The organism is Dietzia sp. UCD-THP (genome assembly GCF_000349585.1).
Classification (GTDB): Bacteria; Actinomycetota; Actinomycetes; order Mycobacteriales; family Mycobacteriaceae; genus Dietzia; species Dietzia natronolimnaea_A.
The window spans coordinates 64,744-84,625 of the sequence record NZ_AOSR01000011.1 but is presented as its reverse complement, the minus strand read 5'-3'; the positions used below and the strand labels follow the sequence as shown (position 1 = coordinate 84,625).

Annotated in this window: 18 protein-coding genes; 7 read left to right on the top strand and 11 right to left on the bottom strand. The window is 69.8% G+C overall.

The features are described 5' to 3' along the window. On the top strand, positions 1–916 hold a 916-nt coding region (locus H483_RS38375), incomplete at its 5' end, for an ATP-binding protein (protein WP_305809408.1). Between the two features lie 117 nt (positions 917–1,033). Here the strand turns inward: H483_RS38375 and H483_RS38370 are convergent. From H483_RS38370 to H483_RS22300, 3 genes are read right to left on the bottom strand one after another with little or no spacing between them, the layout of a single operon-like run. Then, the gene (locus tag H483_RS38370; RefSeq protein WP_193746834.1) at positions 1,034–2,209 is read right to left on the bottom strand and encodes a restriction endonuclease subunit S; all 1,176 of its coding nucleotides are present in this window, start codon (positions 2,207–2,209) and stop codon (positions 1,034–1,036) included. After that, the gene (locus tag H483_RS22305) at positions 2,206–3,813 is read right to left on the bottom strand and encodes a class I SAM-dependent DNA methyltransferase (protein ID WP_017835468.1); all 1,608 of its coding nucleotides are present in this window, start codon (positions 3,811–3,813) and stop codon (positions 2,206–2,208) included. Before H483_RS22305 ends, H483_RS38370 begins: the two co-directional genes overlap by 4 nt. After that, positions 3,813–5,786: a hypothetical protein gene (locus H483_RS22300; RefSeq protein WP_017835467.1), complete on the bottom strand. Its 1,974-nt coding sequence runs from the start codon at positions 5,784–5,786 to the stop codon at positions 3,813–3,815. Before H483_RS22300 ends, H483_RS22305 begins: the two co-directional genes overlap by 1 nt. A 384-nt stretch (positions 5,787–6,170) precedes the next feature. Between H483_RS22300 and H483_RS22295 the strand changes: the two genes are divergently transcribed. Both H483_RS22295 and H483_RS22290 read left to right on the top strand, forming a co-directional pair. Continuing rightward, entirely contained in the window at positions 6,171–6,788 is a 618-nt protein-coding gene (locus H483_RS22295) for a hypothetical protein (protein WP_017835466.1), read from the top strand. Between the two features lie 254 nt (positions 6,789–7,042). Next, on the top strand, positions 7,043–8,101 hold the full coding sequence (locus H483_RS22290) for an NAD(P)-dependent alcohol dehydrogenase (protein ID WP_017835465.1): 1,059 nt from the start codon (positions 7,043–7,045) through the stop codon (positions 8,099–8,101). Positions 8,102–8,117: 16 nt separating this feature from the next. On the opposite strand, the gene H483_RS22285 is transcribed toward H483_RS22290, so the two are convergent. Beyond that, entirely contained in the window at positions 8,118–8,426 is a 309-nt protein-coding gene (locus H483_RS22285) for a hypothetical protein (protein WP_017835464.1), read from the bottom strand. A 125-nt stretch (positions 8,427–8,551) separates the two neighbouring features. On the opposite strand from H483_RS22285, the gene H483_RS22280 reads away from it, so the two are divergent. Further along, entirely contained in the window at positions 8,552–9,148 is a 597-nt protein-coding gene (locus tag H483_RS22280) for an HD domain-containing protein (protein ID WP_017835463.1), read from the top strand. Between the two features lie 4 nt (positions 9,149–9,152). Here the strand turns inward: H483_RS22280 and H483_RS22275 are convergent, their stop codons facing one another. The 7 genes from H483_RS22275 to H483_RS22250 all read right to left on the bottom strand — a co-directional run bounded on the left by H483_RS22275 (position 9,153) and on the right by H483_RS22250 (position 17,301). Next, on the bottom strand, positions 9,153–9,788 hold the full coding sequence (locus tag H483_RS22275) for a hypothetical protein (RefSeq protein ID WP_017835462.1): 636 nt from the start codon (positions 9,786–9,788) through the stop codon (positions 9,153–9,155). 76 nt (positions 9,789–9,864) lie between these two features. Then, positions 9,865–9,993, bottom strand: a complete 129-nt coding sequence (locus H483_RS40360; RefSeq protein ID WP_256378830.1) for a hypothetical protein — start codon at positions 9,991–9,993, stop codon at positions 9,865–9,867. Positions 9,994–10,363: 370 nt separating this feature from the next. Beyond that, positions 10,364–12,109: an allophanate hydrolase gene (atzF, locus tag H483_RS22270; protein ID WP_017835460.1), complete on the bottom strand. Its 1,746-nt coding sequence runs from the start codon at positions 12,107–12,109 to the stop codon at positions 10,364–10,366. Then, on the bottom strand, positions 12,106–14,088 hold the full coding sequence (locus H483_RS22265; RefSeq protein WP_017835459.1) for a 5-oxoprolinase/urea amidolyase family protein: 1,983 nt from the start codon (positions 14,086–14,088) through the stop codon (positions 12,106–12,108). Before H483_RS22265 ends, atzF begins: the two co-directional genes overlap by 4 nt. A gap of 55 nt (positions 14,089–14,143) precedes the next feature. After that, positions 14,144–14,821 carry an urea amidolyase associated protein UAAP2 gene (locus H483_RS22260; protein ID WP_017835458.1) on the bottom strand — a complete coding sequence of 226 codons (678 nt, stop codon included), beginning with the start codon at positions 14,819–14,821 and terminating at the stop codon, positions 14,144–14,146. Positions 14,822–14,831: 10 nt separating this feature from the next. Next, positions 14,832–15,725 carry an urea amidolyase associated protein UAAP1 gene (locus tag H483_RS22255; protein WP_017835457.1) on the bottom strand — a complete coding sequence of 298 codons (894 nt, stop codon included), beginning with the start codon at positions 15,723–15,725 and terminating at the stop codon, positions 14,832–14,834. Between the two features lie 4 nt (positions 15,726–15,729). Further along, positions 15,730–17,301, bottom strand: a complete 1,572-nt coding sequence (locus tag H483_RS22250; RefSeq protein ID WP_017835456.1) for an amino acid permease — start codon at positions 17,299–17,301, stop codon at positions 15,730–15,732. A 188-nt stretch (positions 17,302–17,489) separates the two neighbouring features. On the opposite strand from H483_RS22250, the gene H483_RS22245 reads away from it, so the two are divergent. From H483_RS22245 to H483_RS22240, 3 genes are read left to right on the top strand one after another with little or no spacing between them, the layout of a single operon-like run. Next, positions 17,490–18,419, top strand: a complete 930-nt coding sequence (locus H483_RS22245) for a putative nucleotidyltransferase substrate binding domain-containing protein (RefSeq protein ID WP_017835455.1) — start codon at positions 17,490–17,492, stop codon at positions 18,417–18,419. Then, positions 18,416–19,219: a Fic family protein gene (locus H483_RS38080; protein ID WP_017835454.1), complete on the top strand. Its 804-nt coding sequence runs from the start codon at positions 18,416–18,418 to the stop codon at positions 19,217–19,219. The genes H483_RS22245 and H483_RS38080 overlap by 4 nt, the downstream gene beginning before the upstream one ends. Before the next feature lie 36 nt (positions 19,220–19,255). Continuing rightward, positions 19,256–19,849 (top strand): TetR/AcrR family transcriptional regulator, encoded by a 594-nt coding sequence (locus tag H483_RS22240; RefSeq protein ID WP_042328789.1) that lies wholly within the window; start codon positions 19,256–19,258, stop codon positions 19,847–19,849. Positions 19,850–19,882 lie beyond the last annotated feature (33 nt).

Below are 19,882 nucleotides of genomic sequence, written 5' to 3'. Positions count from 1 at the left end.
CAGATGCGAAGAGCCGGTATCTGACGCGGTATCCGCCGTAGCCAGGAATCTCAGAACGTACTCCGTTGTCACCGGATCCGGCCGGACGGATGAGCTGGAGATTCCCGAGGAGGTGCTGCGGGAGGCCATCGGCAACGCCGTGCTGCACCGTGAGTATCACCCCATGTTCTTGGGACAAGCTGTGGCGGTTGACATCTACCCGGACCGAGTGACTGTCACCAGTCCCGGCGGGCTCTGGCAGAAGACGCGGGACAACATTGGAAACGGCATCTCCAAATGTCGGAACCAGACACTTCTCCAGATGCTCAAGAATGTTCCGTCCCTGGGCTCCGGCGGGAAGGTGGCAGAAGGGCAGGGCGGCGGGGTGCCGTTGATGCGCAACGAAATGCGCGCCCGCTCGCTCGAAAGTCCAGAGTTCACTGTGACCCCAGACAGTGTCATCGTCGAGTTTCGTCGTCACGGCGCGGATTCTGATGCCCACCGACGCTGGGCACGCAATGCCGTCGGTCGTGACCTCGCTCGTGGTGAGGACGCATTGCTGGCGATTGCCCGGCGTGACGGTCGTGTCACCGTCACGACGGCTCGAGATCAGTTGGGGATGGACTCCGATGACGCACGGCACACATTGCACGCCCTCACCCGAGAAGGAGTTCTCACGCCCATAGGGACTGAAGAGTTTGCTCTTTTCGGGGCTCCAGCCGCGCCGGCGGATACCGAAGAGGCAGTGCTCAACTCGCTCTCTCCGATGGCCCCTATCTCCATCGCCGAGTTGTCCGAGCTCATCGGAAAGTCGAGGGGCTCTCTCCGACCGGTTCTCCGGAGACTTGTTGAAGAGGAGCGGGTTCGGGCCACCGCGCCCCCTCAGAGTCGGCACCGCAGATACCTTCTGGTCGAGAATCCTCCTGCCACCAGTTAATCGTCCAGAGGTTCGTCGCCGTGTCCGGAGCTGAATTAACCTCGCTGGTAACTCAGTGCCACTCAGAGGACGTGGCCGATGCTCACTGAACAACGTCGACGAACACAGGAGAGACACTCAGAGCACGTCCTCGGCAGCGCGCTCGGCGTCCTTAACAGTGATCCGGCCGCTCATGAGCAATGGCAACAGCTCGTCGCGGGCGCGGGCGAGAATGAAGTTCTCGTCCCGGGCCAAGTTTGAACGATTGTCCATGACTCGAATACGATCGCCTGTCGCGCGCTGAATCGCGAGGTCTGGAAGTCTCAACTGTAGTGCAGCCAGGTGATCACGCCGAAGTTCAGTCTGACCGGTACTGCCTTCAGCGAGATCCTCTACCTGCTTTTCCAACTCCAAGAGCACTGCTCCAACGAACGTCGGATCAGCGAGATCGGGATCGACGCGGACGATAGACACGTGGCTGTCGACGGTTGCGAGTTCGCCATATCCGATCCAGCGTCCCACTCGACCCAGCGTGCCCTGCCCTGTCGAATTGATCAGCACGTCAGCGTCAACAAGAAGCTTCTCGTCGCTTTTTGGGACCGACGACGACCATCGTGCCTGAGACAGATCAACAGCACCGTTACGCACACACTTTTGATTGATTACGCGTAATCCGCCGTCGGCATACTTGGGTGCAATACCGCGAGTAATCGTCGAGCAGACACTCGCTAAGGCGTGCGACTCAGTCTCTCCTGATGCGGCTTGAACCAACGCTGTTGTCATCAACCTCAGAGTCGCCCTGAGGTCGCGGTTCGCGGCGATCTTGTCGTCCAGCGCGTCGAGAACCTCGCCAATCGCGACCTGTTCAGCCATCGTCGGAAGCTCGCCCAAGTCCATGGATCGCACGTCAGCCACATTCAAGTGAGGAACTGTCGACCCGGCGGACACCGCCTCGACTGCCGCCTGAAACTGCGGACTCACGATCTTGTAGTAGAGATACCGGGAGTCAACTTGCGCAGCTTCTGCTCGGATCAAGACGGTGCGTTGACCAGGTGCCACGTTCTCCGATTGCGGGATTCGAACGGCTGGACCGACAGGCGCCTCCCTCGCGAAGAGAATGTCACCAGCGTTTGGTCGCAGGCGGCGAGTCCACGCATCGAATGTGTCACGGTCGATCGGCCGCGCCTCCGAGAAGTCGATGACGTTCCCGCGCATCGCTGGGGTCCCGACTGCAAAGTACGAACCGTTCTCACTTATCGGTGCGGTCTTGTGCTCACAATCGACGATTGTCGCGACATCCGCCAGTTTCGTCACTGCAGTCTCCCCAGCTGCTCGCGGACCACGGCATCCAGCCACGCCGACTCGTCGAGGGCGGCAGTGAGCTCCCCGGTCAGCCGAGCGATCTTATCGTCGATCGGTTCGTCGTCCTCCTCAGCCTTCGGCGCGCCCACGTAGCGACCAGGGGTGAGCGCGTAGCCAGCGGCCTTGATCTCCTCGAGCGTGGCCGATCTACAGAAGCCAGCCACGTCCTCGTACTCGCCCATCGCGGAGGGGCGCCCCCGCCAGGAACGGAAAACCTCGGCGATGCGCTGCAGGTCCTCCTCGCTCAGCGTGCGCTCCACGCGGTCGATCATGTGACCGAGCTCGCGGGCGTCGATGAACAGCACCTGCCCCCGACGATCTACCGAGCCGCCCTTGCCGGCGGCCTTGTTCTTCGCGAAAAACCACACGCACACCGGGATGCCCGTCGCCCGGAACAACTGCCCCGGCAGGGCCACGATGCACTGCACCGCGTCACCCTCGACCATTGCCTTGCGGATGTCGCCCTCGCCGCTGGTCGAGGTGGTCATGGTGCCGTTGGCCATCACCACGCCGGCCTCGCCATTCGCTGCCAGCTTAGAGAGGATGTGCTGCATCCACGCGTAGTTGGCATTGCGCTTGGGCGGCACCCCGTAGACCCAGCGCGGATCGTCCTCGCGCCGCGCCCAGTCCTTGATGTTGAACGGCGGGTTGGCCATCACGTAGTCGGCCTGCATGTCAGGGTGGATATCGCGGGCGAAGGTGTCGCCCCACCGCGAGCCCAGGCCCTGCGAGTCGATCCCGTGGATCGCCAGGTTCATCTTGGCCATCCGCCACGTGCGCTCGTTGAGCTCCTGCCCGTACACCGCGACGTTGGTCGGATCCTCCTTGTGCCCCTCGAGGAACTTCTCCGTCTGCACGAACATGCCCCCCGACCCACAGCACGGGTCGTACACGCGCCCCGAATGCGGCTCGAGGATCTCCACCAGCGTCCGCACCACCACGGGCGGGGTGTAGAACTCGCCGCCGCGCTTACCCTCGGCCTTGGCGAACTTGTCCAGGAAGTACTCGTAGACCTCCCCGAGCAGATCCCGCGCCTTGGAGGCACCGCCGCCGGTGAAACGCGCCGCGTTGAACAGGTCCACCAGCTCACCCAGACGTCGCTGGTCCACGTTGTCCCGCCCGAACAACACCGGCAGCGTGCCCACCAGCGACTCGTTGGCCTGCATCAACGCGCGCATCGCGGCGTCGATCAGCTCACCGATCGACTGCGCGTCAGTGGTCGACGACGCCGGGATTCCCTTGGCGTGCCGCGAGAGGTACTCCCAGCGGGCCTCGGCGGGCACCCAGAACACGCCGGAACCCAGGTACTCGTCGGCGTCCTCGAGCGTCTCCGCGCGGTAGGCCTCGTCCTCACCGGAGAGCTCCTCGCGGATCGCGTCACGGCGCTCTTCGAAGGCGTCCGAGACGTACTTGAGAAACACCAACCCCAGCACGACGTCCTTGTACTGCGACGCATCCATGGACCCGCGGAGCTTGTCCGCCGCCTTCCACAGCGTGTCCTTGAGTTCCTTAGGGGTCGATGCCTCCATGGGCACCGGAACCAACACTTTCGCCATCAGGCGTTCTCCTTGTTGTTCTGCTCTGAGTAGTTGTGGTCTATGCGCAGCGTGCCCGCCGCGAGTCCGTCGGACAGTTCAGTGGTGAGCGCGTCGAGCGCACTCAACTCGGCCAGGAGCCGTGCCCGATGCTCGGCGGCCCGTGCCGCCACCGTGCGCCAGGGGCCACAGGCGTCGACGACGACGGTGCGCAGCCGCCACGAACGGCAATCCGATCCCCGCGCAGCCGAAATGTCCCGAACCGCGAGCTCGGGAAGAATACGTCGCGATCCCTCCACCGGTTCCAGGCAGCGCAGGATCCGGGCCGGCGCCTGAACTGCATAGCCGCCGACTGAGTCGATAATGGCGGCCGGCCCCCTCGTCGTCGTGAACACCACGTCGCCCGGCTCCGTGAGCCGGAAACGAGGCGCGCGTCGGACCAACTCCACCAGGTCGACCGACCTCGACCCGAGCGCGCACTGGCCGCGCACCTCGTCCGGTCCGATCACGCCGATGCCGCCCGGGCCCGCCGCGAAGACCTCAGCGGGGATGCGCACGCCCGTGATCACCCGGGCCGGCCGGTGCTGGCCTGTGGTCGCCGCTCTCCACGGCAGGGAGTGATCAGCGGCAGATCCGGCCGCCACCACGTCGACCCCGTCGAGCACCCCGGACGCCGACGCGTCGCGCTTCTCCCACAGGCGGGCCAGCGCATCACCGCCGTCCTCCGCGACGTCGGCGGTGACCGGCAGAGCGAGCGCGGACCTGACCACCACCGCCTCCGTGAGTCGGTGCTCGCCGCGCAGGAACGCGTGACTCCGCCGCGCGGCGCCTCCGCGGAGGGCCGCGACGACGTCGGAGGCGAGCGCCCGGTTCTCCCTCGCGTCGAGCGCGTGCGCCGAATGCTCCCCGAACGTCGTGAAGCCCCGGTCCCCGGCGGCGTCGCCAGACTCGCCCAGCACCCACACGGCCATCCGGCGACGGCCACCGACCCGGCACAATCCCCGCGGCAGGCGAGCGACATAGCGCAGAGGCGCCACGTAGTCGCCGCCCCTCCCGCTCAGGATCTGCCGCCGATGGTCCGTCCCCGGTAACTCGTCGACCAGCAGCGGTGCAGGCGCGAACACCACTGCGGCGCTGCCCGGCTCCAGGCCCAGGACCACGTTGTCTATCGAGTCGAAGAAGCTCTCAGTCCGTTCCCAGGGAATCGCCGCCCACTGCCCGACGAGAAGCGTGGCTGAACCGGCCGTCGCCGATTCCAGGCGGGCGCCGAGTGCGGCGAGGTACCGCCAGAGAAGTCGGTCCACCGGCCCGGTCGGGCCATCTGGCGCAACGACTCGCGGGCGATCCAGCTCGGAAGACCTGGCCACCACGCTCGTGAGAAGGCGCAGGCCGCCCGGACCCCACGGCACGAGTGCCCTGTCGTAATCGCCAGCCAGCGCCGCGACCACCTCACACGCGAGTGCATCGCCCTTCGCAGTGAGTGACTCGGAGGCGAGCGGCGCGTCCTTTTTCTCCTGACGGCGCGCCAGCCGTTCGAGCACCCGTGTCGCAGTCATGCCGGCTTCGGCGAGGCGATCGACGCACGCGACCAGGTCGCTGTCACGCAGTGCCCTATCCGCCTGCGCCACGGACAGAACTTCCTCCACTCCGTGTCCCACCGGAAGCGTCGCGAGGTCGTCGCGGCTCTGGTCAGCCAGCGGCGCACCGGACAGCGCGTGGAGCAGGAGTAGCGCCGAGGCGTCGTCGAGTTGCGAGGCCGCCCGGTCCATCAGCGACGAGAACAGCGCCGCATCCTCCTGCGCGTCCGGGTTGTTCCCCCGGCCGGTGACGCGCAGCCAGCGGCCGACCTCGTTCGCGGAGAACACCAGCCGTGCCGGATCCAGCGGCGCAGGGAAGGGGTGCTCCGATGCGGCTGACCGGGAGCGCCACACCGAGACGACCGGGCGCTTCACGCCGGCGAGGTCGGCGATCTGCTGCATGGTCAGAGTCTCCACGGGGTCACCACCTCTCGTTCAGTCTGGTCTGCGATGCGAGGGACGCTACCTTAGAAACCGATGTGATCATACGCATGCGGCGATAAGGGGCCTTATCAAGTCACGTAGTTGTCTACTTCCACTCAGCCGTTGGAACGTGGCGACACACAACCACTCGATCCGCCCCGGAGGTCACTTGTGAACCATGAACTCGCAAGCGGCCACACCGCAATCGTCGGCCTGCAGTCGCCCACGGGGAGTAGTCGCGCGGTCCGAACCCGCTCGACTGAGTCCTGCACCGACAGAGGTTCTACCGCGCTCCCCTCCAGCAGGACAGCCAGGACCACTAGGTCCCACGACCACGTCACCTCTCACTTCACTGTCAACTCAGCCAGGAGAATTTCCATGACCTCAGCATCAATCCGTACGTACGGCACCGCTGCCATCGCCGCTGCCCTGATGGGTGCGGGCTCGTTCATCGCGCCCGCAATCGCCCAGGCTCAGGCGTTCGACCCCACAGATATCCTCAAGATCGACTCGCCCGAACTCACAGTGAACGTCAGTGGCGACACTGCCCACTTCACTGTCGTCGCACCGGAGAACATGGCCTGTGTCGGCCCGCTGGTGGTCGAGGGTTCTATCAGCCAAGAGGACATCGACCCGGAAACCTGGGACGACAGCTTTGCCGAGGACCTCTTCAGCAACCCGGTCTGGCCGACCGATCAGTCTGATCTCCGCGTCGTGGTCAACGAGACCAGCGACCTGCTCGGCCAGGAAGGGGCCTTCGCGAGCCCGCATAAGGTCAGCGTCCCGAATTTGAACGACGGGGACTACGTTGCCACGACGATCTGCGTGACGGAGGACAGCATCGCACCGCTCGACGGACCCAGCGAGATCAGCGCCCTCCAGGACGCGCAGTTCCCGGTCGCGATGCACTTCCGCAACTTCTCGGTCACCACTACCGGGAGCGTCAACCTCGGCAGCGTCGACGTCTTCGGCAGCCTCGGAAGCGCCGGTAGTTGACCTCTATCGGGAGAGTTCGGCTGACTCGCTGTAGCTGAACATGCGGAACGAAGGTGGATCACGCGAGGCCCTTCTGAGCTGGCGGTACGGACTCTGTACGAGACGTATCAATCCTGTTCAGGAGGGCACCTTCGCATTTCCGCACCAGTGCAGCCTCGGATGTCGACTCGGCGGCAGGGCACGAAATCCCTCTACTGTGGCTGATAGCCAAATCAACAATCAGCTCACGATTCACTCGACCCAAGGGAGATCACATGGACGTCGCCGCCGTCGCCGCCACCGCACCGGACGCGCCACTGGAGAAGACCACGATCCGGCGGCGGGACACCGGCCCGGGCGACGTGCTCATCGAGATCGAGTACGCCGGGATCTGCCATTCCGACATCCATCACGTGCGCGGCGAGTGGGGCCAGACCGCCTATCCCGTGGCGCCGGGGCACGAGATCGTCGGCATCGTCCAGGAGGTCGGGTCCGAGGTGACCCGACACGCGGTCGGCGATCGCGTCGGCGTCGGGTGCCTGGTGGGGGCCTGCCACGAGTGCTCGTCCTGCATGGCGGGCCAGGAGCAGGAGTGCGAGCGCGGGGCGATCGCCACCTACGGCTCGCCGCTGCCCGAGGGCGACCCCGAAGGCCCGGTGACCAACGGCGGCTACTCGACCCACATCGTGGTCGAGGAGCCCATGGTGGTGTCGGTGCCGGACGGTCTCGACCCGGCGTCGGCGGCGCCGCTGCTGTGCGCGGGGATCACCATGTTCTCGCCGCTGCGGCAGTGGAACGTCGGCCCGGGCACCAAGGTCGCCGTGCTGGGGATGGGCGGGCTCGGACACGTCGGGGTCAAGCTCGCCGTGGCGATGGGTGCCGAGGTGACGGTCCTGTCGCAGACCACCTCCAAGCGCGACGATTCGCTGCGGTACGGCGCGGTCGAGCACTACGCGACCGCCGGTGAGGAGGGCAAGGCCACGCTGCGCGGGCTCCGCGGTTCCTTCGACGTCATCCTCAACACGGTGTCCGCGAACCTGCCCATGGACCGGTTCCTCGCCCTGCTCAAGCCGCGCGGGGCGCTGGTCAACATCGGGATCCCGACCGAGCCGATGTCGGTGCGGGCAGGGTCCGTCGCCGCGGGGCGCAAGATCCTGACCGGATCCATGATCGGCGGGATACCCGAGACCCAGGAGATGCTCGACTTCTGTGCCGAGCACGGGATCACCGCCGAGATCGAGCTCATCTCGGCGGACACGATCAACGAGGCCTACGACCGCGTCGTCCGGTCCGACGTGCACTACCGGTTCGTGATCGACGCCAAGACGTTCTGACTCACCGCGGTCTGACTCACCGCGGCGCGACCTGCGCGAGCAGGTCCGCGAAGTCCTCGTCCCGCGCCTCCAGGAAACGGTGCGCCTGCTCGGCGAAGTCCGCCAGCCCGGTCAGGCGCCCCGAACTCCGGGTCGCGCAGACCGCCGCGGCGCCACACGCCCGGTCGAGAGCGGACGCGATCGCCGAACCCCCGGGCAGCGCCGCCGCCACGCCCGCCGCGACGTGCGGGAACGTCACCTCCGCGACGCGTTCCCCGGACTCGCGGAACACCGCCACGGCGGAGGCGATCCTGTCCGCGTCCGCTCTGATCGTCCCGTCGGGCATATGCTCACCTCGTCGTCGTGCTGGTCTCGTCGTCGTCCTGGTCTCGTCGTCATGAGGTTCGACGTCCCCACCCGGCCGGTCGGTTCCGCCCCGGCCGGCCGGTTCCGACTGCAGCGGAGAGCACCGTGCCCCTCACCTGGACCCCCACCATCGACCGTGCGCTCGCGGTCGCGGCCCGCTGCCACGCCGGCCAGACCCGCAAGGACGACCCGACGCCCTACATCGCGCACCCCGTGGCGGTGGCGATGATCGTGTCCGACTTCACCGACGACCCGGACGTGGCGGTGGCCGCGCTGCTGCACGACGTCCTCGAGGACGTCCCACCGTCCGTCTACTCGGCCGACGACATGACCGCCGAGTTCGGCGCACGGGTCACCGGGATCGTCCGCGGCGTCTCGGAGGACAAGACCGCGGGAGAGACGACCCCGCCCTGGCGGGTGCGCAAGGAGGGGTACCTCGCCGCGCTCGCGGAGGACTCCGTGGAGTGCCTGCTGGTCTCGGCGGCGGACAAGATCCACAACCTGCGGTCGATGGTCGCCGCCCATGGCCGCCTCGGTGACGACATGTGGAAGCTCTTCAACGCCGGTCCGCAGGAGAAGCTGTGGTTCTACAGGTCGATCTCGGACGCGGTCACCCGACGCCTCGGGGACTGCGCGGTCTCGCGGGAGCTCCGCCGGGCGGTGGACGACGTCGCGGCGCTGGTGCCGCCGGCCAGCGGGTGAGCGGTCACACCGCCGGGAACTCGGCCTTGATCCGCAGCAGGGTCTTGGCCTGGGTCCGCCCCTCGAGTCCGAGGACCAGGCCGGCCGACTTGAGCCGCCGGGCGAGGTCCGAATCCGCGGCGAACTCGGACTCGGACTCGATCGTGATTTCCACCCGGCGGCCGCCGTTGAGCAGCACCGACTGTTTGGCGGCGTCCAATCCGGGGATGTTGGTCCAGCGGATCGGCCCGGGGTCGCGCGGCGAGGCGCCCGAACCCGAGAAGGAGTAGTCGAAGTCCGTGCTCTGGGTGCGGGTCACCTTGCCCCACCCGGCCATCGGGCCCACCCCCACGCGCGCGGCGACGGCGTTGCGGCGGGCGCTGTAGGTGGCGCACTCGATCTCGCAGGCCCCCAGGGTGTTCATCACCCTCAAGGCTTCCTCGAAGCGCTGCCGCAGGCTCCACGCGTCGTACTGTCCGAACGGCACCAGCAGCGGACGGCCCTCGATCGGCGCCTGCACGTAGACCACCCGCGGAACCACCTCACCCTCGACCACGTCATATCCCGACCTCACCTGCATGGGCCGCTGGATGACGTCGGTGAGCAACCCGCGCTTGTCGGTGACCGGCGCGGTCTCGTAGAAGGACACGAGCTGACTCACGGGCGCTCACCTCACTGTTCAAGGTCGCGACGGGTGCGGGACCTGACCCCCAGCGTATCCGCCGAGGCCGGCCACCTCACCCGGCCCAGAACTCCACCATCGGCTGGGAGGAGATCAGGACACCGTCCTCGTAGATCTCCATCCCGCCGGCATCGATCGAGTAGACGACGTCGTTGTTGGACACCGACGCATAGCCCCCGGCCACCACCGGGTCGCCGGCGTTGCAGCGGGCCTGCCGGTTGTCGGTCCACCCCGATGCGTCGGCTCTCGGAGGAGCAGGTAGGCGAGCGCACCGAGGAGGACCAGTCCCAGGACCGCCAGGATCGTGACCAGGGCGATCACCGCGCCCGAGCCGGAGCGCTGCGGTTCCGGCCGATAACCCTGCTGCCCCCACCTCTCGCGCGGTCCGTCGGACCCGTCATCCCAGCCACACGACATCGGACCACTCCCCCGCTACGGCCGGCCCGGATCCGGACGGCTCGTACAGTTCTGTAGGGAAGGGAGCAGGCATCCGCGTCGCTGTCGGCCCCGTCGCCACCCGACCCCGGGCCGGGTCGCGGGCAGGGCCCGGGTGCTCACCCGATCGGCCACTCCCCGAGGTCCGTGAGGTCGTCGGCCTCCGCGGTGACGGCGGTGGGCTCGCAGCCGAATCCGACCACCTCCGTGCCGTCCGCCAACGTCACGCGGCCGAGCTGCATCGGCCTGGGCAACTGGTCGAGGAACGTGCCGAGCGCCGCCGGGGAGACGCTCCACCTCTCGCCGAGCAGTGCGGCGCCGTCCGGGTGCCGCAGGACCCCGGGCTTGGGTGGCTCGGTGGCGAGGCGGTACATCCGGTAGTCGGCGCTGGACCGCACCGGCCCACGCCAGGCCGCGCCCCTGCTGATGAGCTGGTGCTCGAGCGGGCCCCCACGGCGGTGGGCGCCGAAGACGACCAGGTCGACCGCCGGCGCCCCCGCGCTCAGCGGCCACGGAACGAACGGCTCCGCGCCGGATCTCCGTTCCCCGGACAGGGCGGCCGCGATGTCGGCCACCGGCCCGTCGTGGAAGGGTCTGCCCACCACTGTCACGCCGAACCGCGCCGTCCCGCGGTCCCCCTCGTCGATCTCGTCGGTCGGCACCGCCACGGCGCACAGGTCGAAGAGGTTGCAGAAGTTCGTGTACGTTCCCATACGGCTGTTGAGGGCGATCGGGTCGGCTCCCACCTCGGCGATGGTCGGGTGGAAGGGCGCGGTGGGGACGAGCAGTGCAGCCGCACCCAGACGATCGAGTTCGGCCACCGCCTCCGCGCGCAAGGCCTCGACCTCCCGGCGGTCGTGCAACAGATCGACCGCAGTGATGTCGCGGGCCGGGGTGATGATGTCCCGGACGGTCGGGTCGATGCCCGCGTCCGGGCGTGGGTGCGAGTGCGGGGCGGAGTCGAGGAAGTCACCGACCGCCTCATACCGCTCGGCCACGAGCGCGCCGTCGTAGAGCAGCCTCGCCGCGGCGAGGAACGGCCCGAGGTCGATCTCCACCACCCGGTACCCGAGCGCGCGGGCCCGGTCGACGGCGCCCGAGAACGCCTCCGCCCACCCCGGGGCCATGGCCACGAGCTCACGCGGGACGGCGATCGTCGCGCCGGGTCCCGCGTCCAGCGGTGTGTCGGTGGGCCAGGGTCGGGTTCCCTCTCCGCCGGCCATCACCCCGGTCGCGCGGGCGGCGGTCCGGACGTCGCGGGCGAGGATGGTCACGCAGTCATAGCTCGCGCAGGCGGGGACCACCCCGTCGGTCGAGACGACGCCGAGCGTGGGTTTGATGCCGACGATCCCGTTGAGCCCGGCCGGGATCCGGCCCGACCCGGCGGTGTCGGTGCCGATCGCCAGATCGCAGATCCCCAGCGCCACCGCCACCGCCGAGCCCGAGCTCGATCCGCCCGACACGTGGTCGGGCCGGTGCGCGGCACGCACGGCCCCGTACGGACTGCGCGTGCCGACCAGGCCGGTCGCGAACTGGTCGAGATTCGTCACCCCCAGCACCACGGCTCCGGCCGCGCGGAGGCGTGCGACGGCCACCGCGTCCCGATCAGGCAGGTAGGCGAACCCGGGGCACGCGGCGGTGGTGGGTAGCCCCGCCACGTCGACGTTGTTCTTGACGGCGAGCGTCATCCCGGCGAGCGGGCCCCCCGCGGCGAGGGAGGCCATCATGTCGTCCACCAGCTCCTCACGTGGGCGGACCTGGATGAACACCTCGGGCCGGTCCGCCTCGGCCAGTCGGGCCACCACGTGGTCGACCGCCGCCTCGGCCCGGGCCCTCAGGTCGGTTCCGGTCGTCTCGGTACTCATGCGCTCAGCTCCCCACTGGCGGCCCAGCGCGAGAACTCCTCGGCGCGGGCGTGTTCCATCCGGCGTCGGGCGGAGGCGATCGACTCGGCCTCCCGCTCGCAGAACGCGGTGTGTTCGGCCAGCGAGAACGTGTCGTCGGTGATGTCGACGCGGCCTCGTCCGGCGGCGGTGTCGGCGCGGAGGTCGGCCAGCTCCTCGGAGGTGACGGGGTACCAGGAGATGCGGTCGAAGTGCCGCAGCAGCCACGGATGCTCGGGGTCGAATCCCGGTGCCGGTTCGGGGTGGCGATGGTTCCACACCTGGGTGGTGCGGCCCACGAACTGGTAGCCGCCCGGCCCCTCCATCCCGTATATGCACAGGTACGCACCACCGATGCCGACGGAGTTCTCCGCGGTCCACGTCCGGGCGGGGTTGTACTTGGTCGTCACCAGTCGGTGCCGCGGGTCGAGCGGCGTGGCCACGGGGGCGCCGAGGTAGACGTCCCCGAGCCCGAGCACCATGTACTCGGCGTCGAAGACGGTGCGGTAGACGTCGTCTGCGGTCTCCAGGCCGTTCATCCGGCGGATGAACTCGATGTTCCACGGACACCACGGGGCGTCGTCGCGCACGCCGTACATATACCTCTCGATGGCCTCCTTGGTGGCGGGGTCGTCCCAGCTCAGCGGCAGCCGGACGCGCCTACTCGACACCGCCAGGTCCTCGGCGGCGGGCAGCGCGGCCTCGGCCTCACGGAGGGCGGCCAGGGTGGCGCCGACCGTACTGCGGCCGGGTGTGATCTTGACCTGCAACGACCGGATACCGGGCGTGAGGTCCTGCTGGCCGGGCACGGGGTTCACCTGAAGGTGCAGGTAGAGGGCGTGGGCGCGGGCACGCAGCTCGAGGTCGAGCTCCATCCGTCCGTATTCGACCAGCACGTTGTCGTCCCCACCCCGACGGTAGGTCACCTCGGTCACCCCGTCGGCGGTGTGCCCGCGGCCCAGCACGCCGTCGTCGCGGTCACCGCCGTCGCCGAGGACGTACGGGCGGCCGGCCGCCGCCGCCCCGGCGATCCCGGCACGATCGCCGGCGGTGTCGACCCGCACGCGGACGAACCGCACGGTGTCCCCGGGCGCGAGTTGGCCGAGCTTCCACCGGTCTCCGCTGACCACGGTGACGGGGCAGACGAAGCCCCCCAGGCTCGGGCCGTCCGGACCGAGCAGGATCGGGGTGTCCCCGGTGAAATCCAGGGCGCCCACCGAGTAGGCGTTGTCGTGCACGTTCGACGGGTGCAGGCCGGCCTCCCCACCGTCGGGCCGGGCCCACCTCGGTCGTGGCCCCTCGAGCCTGACCCCGGTTCGGTCCGAGTTGAAGTGCACCGTGTAGCTGGCCGCGTAGAGCTCGTCCATTCCTGCGCGGGTGAGGAACTCCGGCGCCCCGTGCGGCCCCTCGGCCACCGCGATGTGCCAGTGATGGCCGATGGCCGGGACCTCGTCGGCGAGGATCCGGCGGGGCTCGCCCGGTCCGGGCTCCCCGACGGCGAGGGTGTCCCCCGCCGCGAGGGTGCGTCCCTCGTGTCCCCCGAACCGTCCGAGGGTGAAGGTCGACGACGACCCGAGATACTCCTGCACCTCGATGCCACCGGCGACCGCCACGTAGACGCGCATGCCCGGCCCGTCGACCACGGGGACGTCGAGGACGGATCCCGCGTCCAGCGGGACCGGCTTCCACTGGGCCACCGGGCGACCGTCCACCGTGGGGCGTACGTGCGCGCCGCCCACGCAGACCGTGATCGCGGCATCAGGCCGGATCCGCAGGCCGCCCCGGGTGCACTCCAGACCGGCGGCACCCTCCGGGTTGCCCAGGGCGGTGTTGGCCAGTCGCAGCGAGTAGTCGTCCATCGCCCCTGATGGCGGGACGCCCACGCCCCAGTACCCGACGCGGCCGGGCCAGTCCTGGACGGTGGTGATGAGTCCCGGGTGGAGGATCTCGAGGCGGGTCATGGTGGCGTCTCCTGTGGTGACGGGTGCGCGGGTGGCGGGCTCGCGGGTGGCGGACTCAGGCGGTGACGATCATCCGCACCGGCGTGGGGTCGAAGCCGTTGCACGGGTTGTTGATCTGCGGGCAGTTGGAGACCAGGACGATCACGTCGCGGTCGGCGCACAGCGCAAGGCGCTTGCCGGGCGCGGAGAGTCCGTCGACGATCCCGAGGGTGCCGTCGGGATCCACGGGCACGTTCATGAAGAAGTTGACGTTGGGGACCAGGTCCCGTTTGCCCAGTCCGTGCCGGGCGCCCTCGCGGAGGAAGTTCTCCACGCAGGCGTGTTGGTGCCGGGTGTGGTGGCCGTACCGCAGGGTGTTGGACTCCTGCGAGCACGCGCCACCGAGGGTGTCGTGGTTGCCCACCTCGTCGGCCGTGATCGTCACCAGGGGCTCGCCGGCGTCGTCCCGCAGCACGCTGTCGGTGGTGAGGAAGATCGACCCCTGGGCGGCGACGGTCGCCGGGGCACTGTAGCGCCGGGTGGGGTCGTGCGCGTCGTAGAACAGGGTGTCGACGGCCTGATTTCCCTCGAGATCGACGATGGTCAGGGTCTGCCCCCGGAACAGGACGCGGGACCAGGCGGCCCGGGCGGCGACGGTCTCGTCGGCGACCACGGCGCCGCCGGCGAGTGCCAGCTCTGCGGGGGGAAGAGCTGCGGGGGGAAGGTCTGCGGGGGTGACGGTCGAACGTGTCATGGGGTTCTCCTCAGTCGATCTGCGTGAAGGCGCGGTGGGCGGCCTCGGAGTTGGCGACGGCGCGGCGGTACTCGAGGTCGTCCCCGACGCCGGGGAAGGAGCCCGCCAGGAGGGCGTCGAGATCCTGTGAGGCGCTCCAGGCCAGGAGCTCCACGCTCCCGGCGTGGTACCGCGTCGATGGGTCGAGCGGGTGGTCCGCGACCGCGACGGCCACGACGACGGGAAGGTGCAGGATCAGGTCGACGGTCGCCCCGGCCCCGGCACCGCCGGTGGACACGAGCGCCCCGTCGTCCGCGACCCGGACGCCGTGGAAGAACGACACGGTGTGGGGCAGGTCCCGCTCGGTCAATCCGTGCTTGAGAGCGGCCAGCAGCAACAGCTCCCGCCCCGCCGGTGACTCGGACTCCGGTGCTCCGGCCCCGTAGCGGGCGACGTTGCCGGCCAGCGTCGAGGCGCCGCACAGCGCGTCGTGGTGGCCGGAGGTGTCCGCGACGATCGTCGCGAGCACGCGCCCCTGGTCCGAGAGCAACGGATGACCGGTCCCGAGGTAGGCCTGCCACGGGACCTTGACCGTGTCGGCGGTGTTGAGGCGCTCCCAGGGGGCGTCGGCCCGCCACATCATGAGCGAGGCGCAGGCCGTGCCGTCCCGGTCGGTGAGGCGGATCCGTGTGCCGCGGGCCAGGGTGAGCGCGGTGTACCGGCCGCCGGGGATCGACTCCGCCCAGGTGAGACGGTCGGTCGGGATGTCCGCCGGCGGGTGGGGCCAGTCGGTGGCCGGAACGACCGGCATGGCGTCGGTGATCGCGCCGGCCTGGGCACGGGCGTGTTCGCGGGCGCCCGAGGTCGTGGACGTGCTGTCGGTGGTGCTGGAGTCGGTCGTGCTGGATTCGGTGGCGCTGGTCATCAGGTCACTCTCCGATCGTGACGGGTTTGGGATGGGTCTTGCCGCGGGGGAAGCACAGGATGCCGAGCCCCACCACGGCGAGGACGGTCAGGACGCCGGCCCATCGCATCCACGGCGTCTGTCCCGAGGGGTCGAAGATCTCCGTCCGGGGCCAGGCGAGGTTGACCGTCATGAGCAGTCCGTACCCCACGGCCAGGACGTTGACGGGGATCCCCCAGCGGCCCAGCGAGAACAGCGGCTTGCCCTCGGCGTCGGTGAGCCGGGGGCCGTTCGGCCATCCCCGCAGGCGGCGCAGGAGCAGCGGCGCGGTCACGCACAGGTAGGCGAGGTAGATGAGGATGATGCACACCGAGGCCAGGGTCGCGAAGATCGCGGCGTTGCCCATGTTGACCAGCAGGATCGCGATGCACGACACGCCGATGAGCACGGCCGGGGCGATAGGGGTACCGGTGCGTGGGTTGACGCGGGACAGGGTGGCCGAGAAGGGCAGGCGCCCGTCGCGGGCCATCGAGAACATCAACCGGGTGGCCGCGGTCTGGATGGCGAGGGTGCAGATGAAGATGGCCACCACGACCACCACGAGGAGCACCTTGCCCCAGAAGTTCCCGAGCACCGAGTTCAGGACGTACGGCAGCCCCTCGGTGGCCAGCCGGCCGTCGGTGAGGCTGGGCGCGGCCATGAGCGCGGCGAGGATCATGAGTCCGCCACCGAGGGCCGAGACGGTCAGGGCCATCCGGATGGTCCGTGGAGCGACCCGGCGGGGGTTGACGGTCTCCTCCGCAAGTTCGCCGGCCGAGCCGAAGCCCACCATCACGTAGGCGGCCATCAGGCCGGAGACGACCCAGGCCCAGATGTACCCGGGCTGGTCCCCCATGCCCGCGGTGTCGAAGACGACCTGCGGCCCGCGGACGGCGTGGGTCAGCAGCGCGAGGATCACCGCGACGACTCCGACGATCTCGCAGGTCACGCCGATGTTGTTGACGTAGGCCATCCACCTGATACCGAGGGAGTTGATCGTGGTGGTGATGACGAGCAGCACCGATCCCAGCAGGACGGCGTTCGCCGCGCCGGAGGGCGAGGTGAGGGCCGGGTCGTCGCCGATGATCTGGAAGCCGGACCAGATACTGGGCAGCACGACCTGGAGCGCGATGGCCGCGGCGGAGGCGGTGACGATCTGGGCGAGGATCATGAACCAACCCCCGAACCACCCGACGATCTCGCCGCCCATCCGCCTCGACCACTGGTAGATCGCTCCCGAGAGGGGATACCGGGCCGCGAGCTCGGCGAAGCACAGGGCCACCAGGAACTGGCCCGCGAACACGATCGGCCAGGTCCAGAAGAACGCCGGTCCGCCGAACCCGTACCCCAGCCCGAACAGCTGGAAGATCGTGGTGAGGATCGAGACGAACGAGAACCCGGCCGCGAACGACGCGAAGGTGCCGAGGCTGCGGTGGAGCTGCTGGTCGTAACCGAGGTCGGCGAGGTCGTCGTGGTCCCCGCGACGTGCGGGAGCCGGGGTGGACTCGTCATCCCGACCAGCGGGGACCGGGGTGGCGAGGCCGGAGGGATCGCTCATGCCCGGGGCTCCTCTCGGGGTGGTTGTCGATAGCAGGAGCCCGAGCTGCGCCGGACCATTTCCTGTCTGCCGATAGTTTTCTCCTCGCGTGTGACCCCCGGGTTGCCCGGTGTTTCCATCCGATTAACAGGCCCTCACGCCTCCGCCCACCCCTCGCGGGTGGCCCGGTCGCATGATCGAATGCCCCCATGCCGACCCCTCGTGACCCCCGCGACCAGCGCGCGCGAGCCTGGTCGGACGGGGTGCGGCGCGAGCTCACCGCACGACTGGGCCCGGCGGTCTCCCGCGCCGTCTGGGTCACCGGATCGGTGGGCCGCGGGGAGGCCGTCCCGGGGAGCGACCTGGAAACCCTCGCCGTCGTCGTCGATCCCGACGCCCCCCGTGACCCCGGCCGACCCGACGGCCGGGCGGTGCGCCGCGCCGTCGCCTCCACCGACCTCTCGCACGAGCCCTGGTTCGCCGAGACGTCCCCCGCCTCGGCCGCCGATCCCCGCCTGATCCGGAGCGTCGCCGGGTGGACGCGGGCCGCCGACGGGTGGGCCGACGCCCCCGCGCGGGACCTGGGGGTCGTCCACCTGGGACTCCTGGCCGACGCCCGGCCACTGACGGACGGCCACGACGACCCCGAACTCCTGCCCCGTATCGCCGCCCGAGCCGTGGCCGGTCACCCGGTGATCCTCACCGACATCCTCGCCGACGCACTGTCCACCCGCGCATCGGTGCCGTCCCGGCTCACCCGCGCCCTGCGGTCGGACCCGGTCGTCGACCTCAAGGCCTGCGTCCTCACCCCGGTCGTCAAGCTCGCCCGGTGGGCCGCGCTGCGGGCCGGGGTGACGGCCACCTCGACCGACGCACGCCTCGAGCTCGCCGCCGACCCCCGGGTCCTGCCCGACGACCGCTGGGAGGCCCTGCGCGCGGCCACGCGCTTCGCCGCGCGGCTGCGGTGGGAGGTCCGCCTCCGTGCCGGGTCCGACGGGCCCGGGAGCGACCGGGTCCCCCTGTCCGCCCTCACCACCGCCGAGCGCGCCGGACTGCGCTCCACCGCTCGCGAGATCGCGGGCGCGCAGCGCACCCTCGACTACCTGCGGTCCACCGGCGAGCTCCGGGAGCCGGGGTGACCCGCCATCCGGCCACCAGCGCGATGCTGGCGATCTCCGCGCTGGAGGGGTGGAGGCCGGAGGAGGACGACGACGAGATCCTCGACCTCGTCGACAGCGCGGCCCCGGGGCGGCTGATCCGCCTCCACGTCCGCAACGCGTTCCCCCCGGAGGCCACCCGGCGTCCCCGGCCCCGGATCCTCGCCCGACGCACCCCGTACCTCATCCGAGGGACATCCGTGCTGGAGAACTCACTCGGCCTCACCTCGGCCCGGGCACTCGGCCGCGCGGAGGCCCTGCTCGCCGTCGCCGCGGGGGCACGTCTCCTCCGCGATCCCGCGCACGCCCCCCGGACGGTGTCCGGGGTCCACGCGGCGCTGTTCTGCGACGTGTACCCCTGGGCCGGTCTGCCGCGGATCGTCGGCCTGAGCAAGCAGGGGTCGGCGTTCGCGCCCACGGCCCGCGTCGCCATGATGACCGCTCCGCTCGAGAACCCCGCGGATCTCGTCGCCGACGCCCTGTCGTCGGCGCCCGGCACCGCCAGCCGGACGACGACGGTGGCGATCGCACTGGCCAACTGGTACGCGCGGTTCAACTACGTCCACCCCTTCCGGGAGGGCAACGGGCGGGCCGCCGCGGTCGCCGCGCTCCTCGCCGCGCGCGCCCACGGGGTGGACCTCGACTTCACCCGGACCGATCGCGGGTCGTGGGTCCAGGCCGCGGTCTCCTCGATGCCGGTGCCCCCTCGCCGGAGCGTCGATCCCACGGCGCACCGGTTCGAGTTCCTCCGTGTCACGATGGATCGGAGCGTCACCCCCTAGGACCCGTATCGCGGGTCTGCGCCCGAAAGGAGCACCGTGTCCTCACCCGGACGGCCCCGCCTCGTGGACCGGCGCCGTCCCGGGGCGACCCCGGCAGAGGAGATCCTGGACGCGGCGGCGGAGTTGTTCACCACCCGCGGGTACACGGCGACCTCGACCCGGGCCATCGCCGACGCGGTGGGCCTGCGGCAGGCCTCGCTGTACACGCACTTCCCCACCAAGGCCGCGATCCTCGTCTCCCTCCTCGACACGACGGTGCGCCCCACCCTGGACAGGGCCCGGGGGCTGCGCGACGGGAGCCGGGACCCGGGGGAGGTCCTCCGGGAACTCGCGACGATCGACGTCGAGGGACTCCTGGCCTCGCGCTGGAACATCGGGATGCTGTACGTGCTCCCGGAGCTGGCCGGGGAGGACTTCGACGAGTTCCGGGCCGCCCGCTCCGAACTACGGGGGATCTACCGGGAGCTCGTCTCAGGGTGTCGCCCCGACCTCGACCCCGGTGATCCGGTCCTGGACCTGCCCTTCCGGGTGGTCGAGGCCGTGATCCCGCACCGTCAGGACCACCCGGGGGTCGCGGTGGACGCCGCTCGGTGGGCGGCGGCCGCGGTCCGCGTGATCGGCACGGGGTGAGCCGACCTGTCGTAGCCGTGAGGCACGATGACG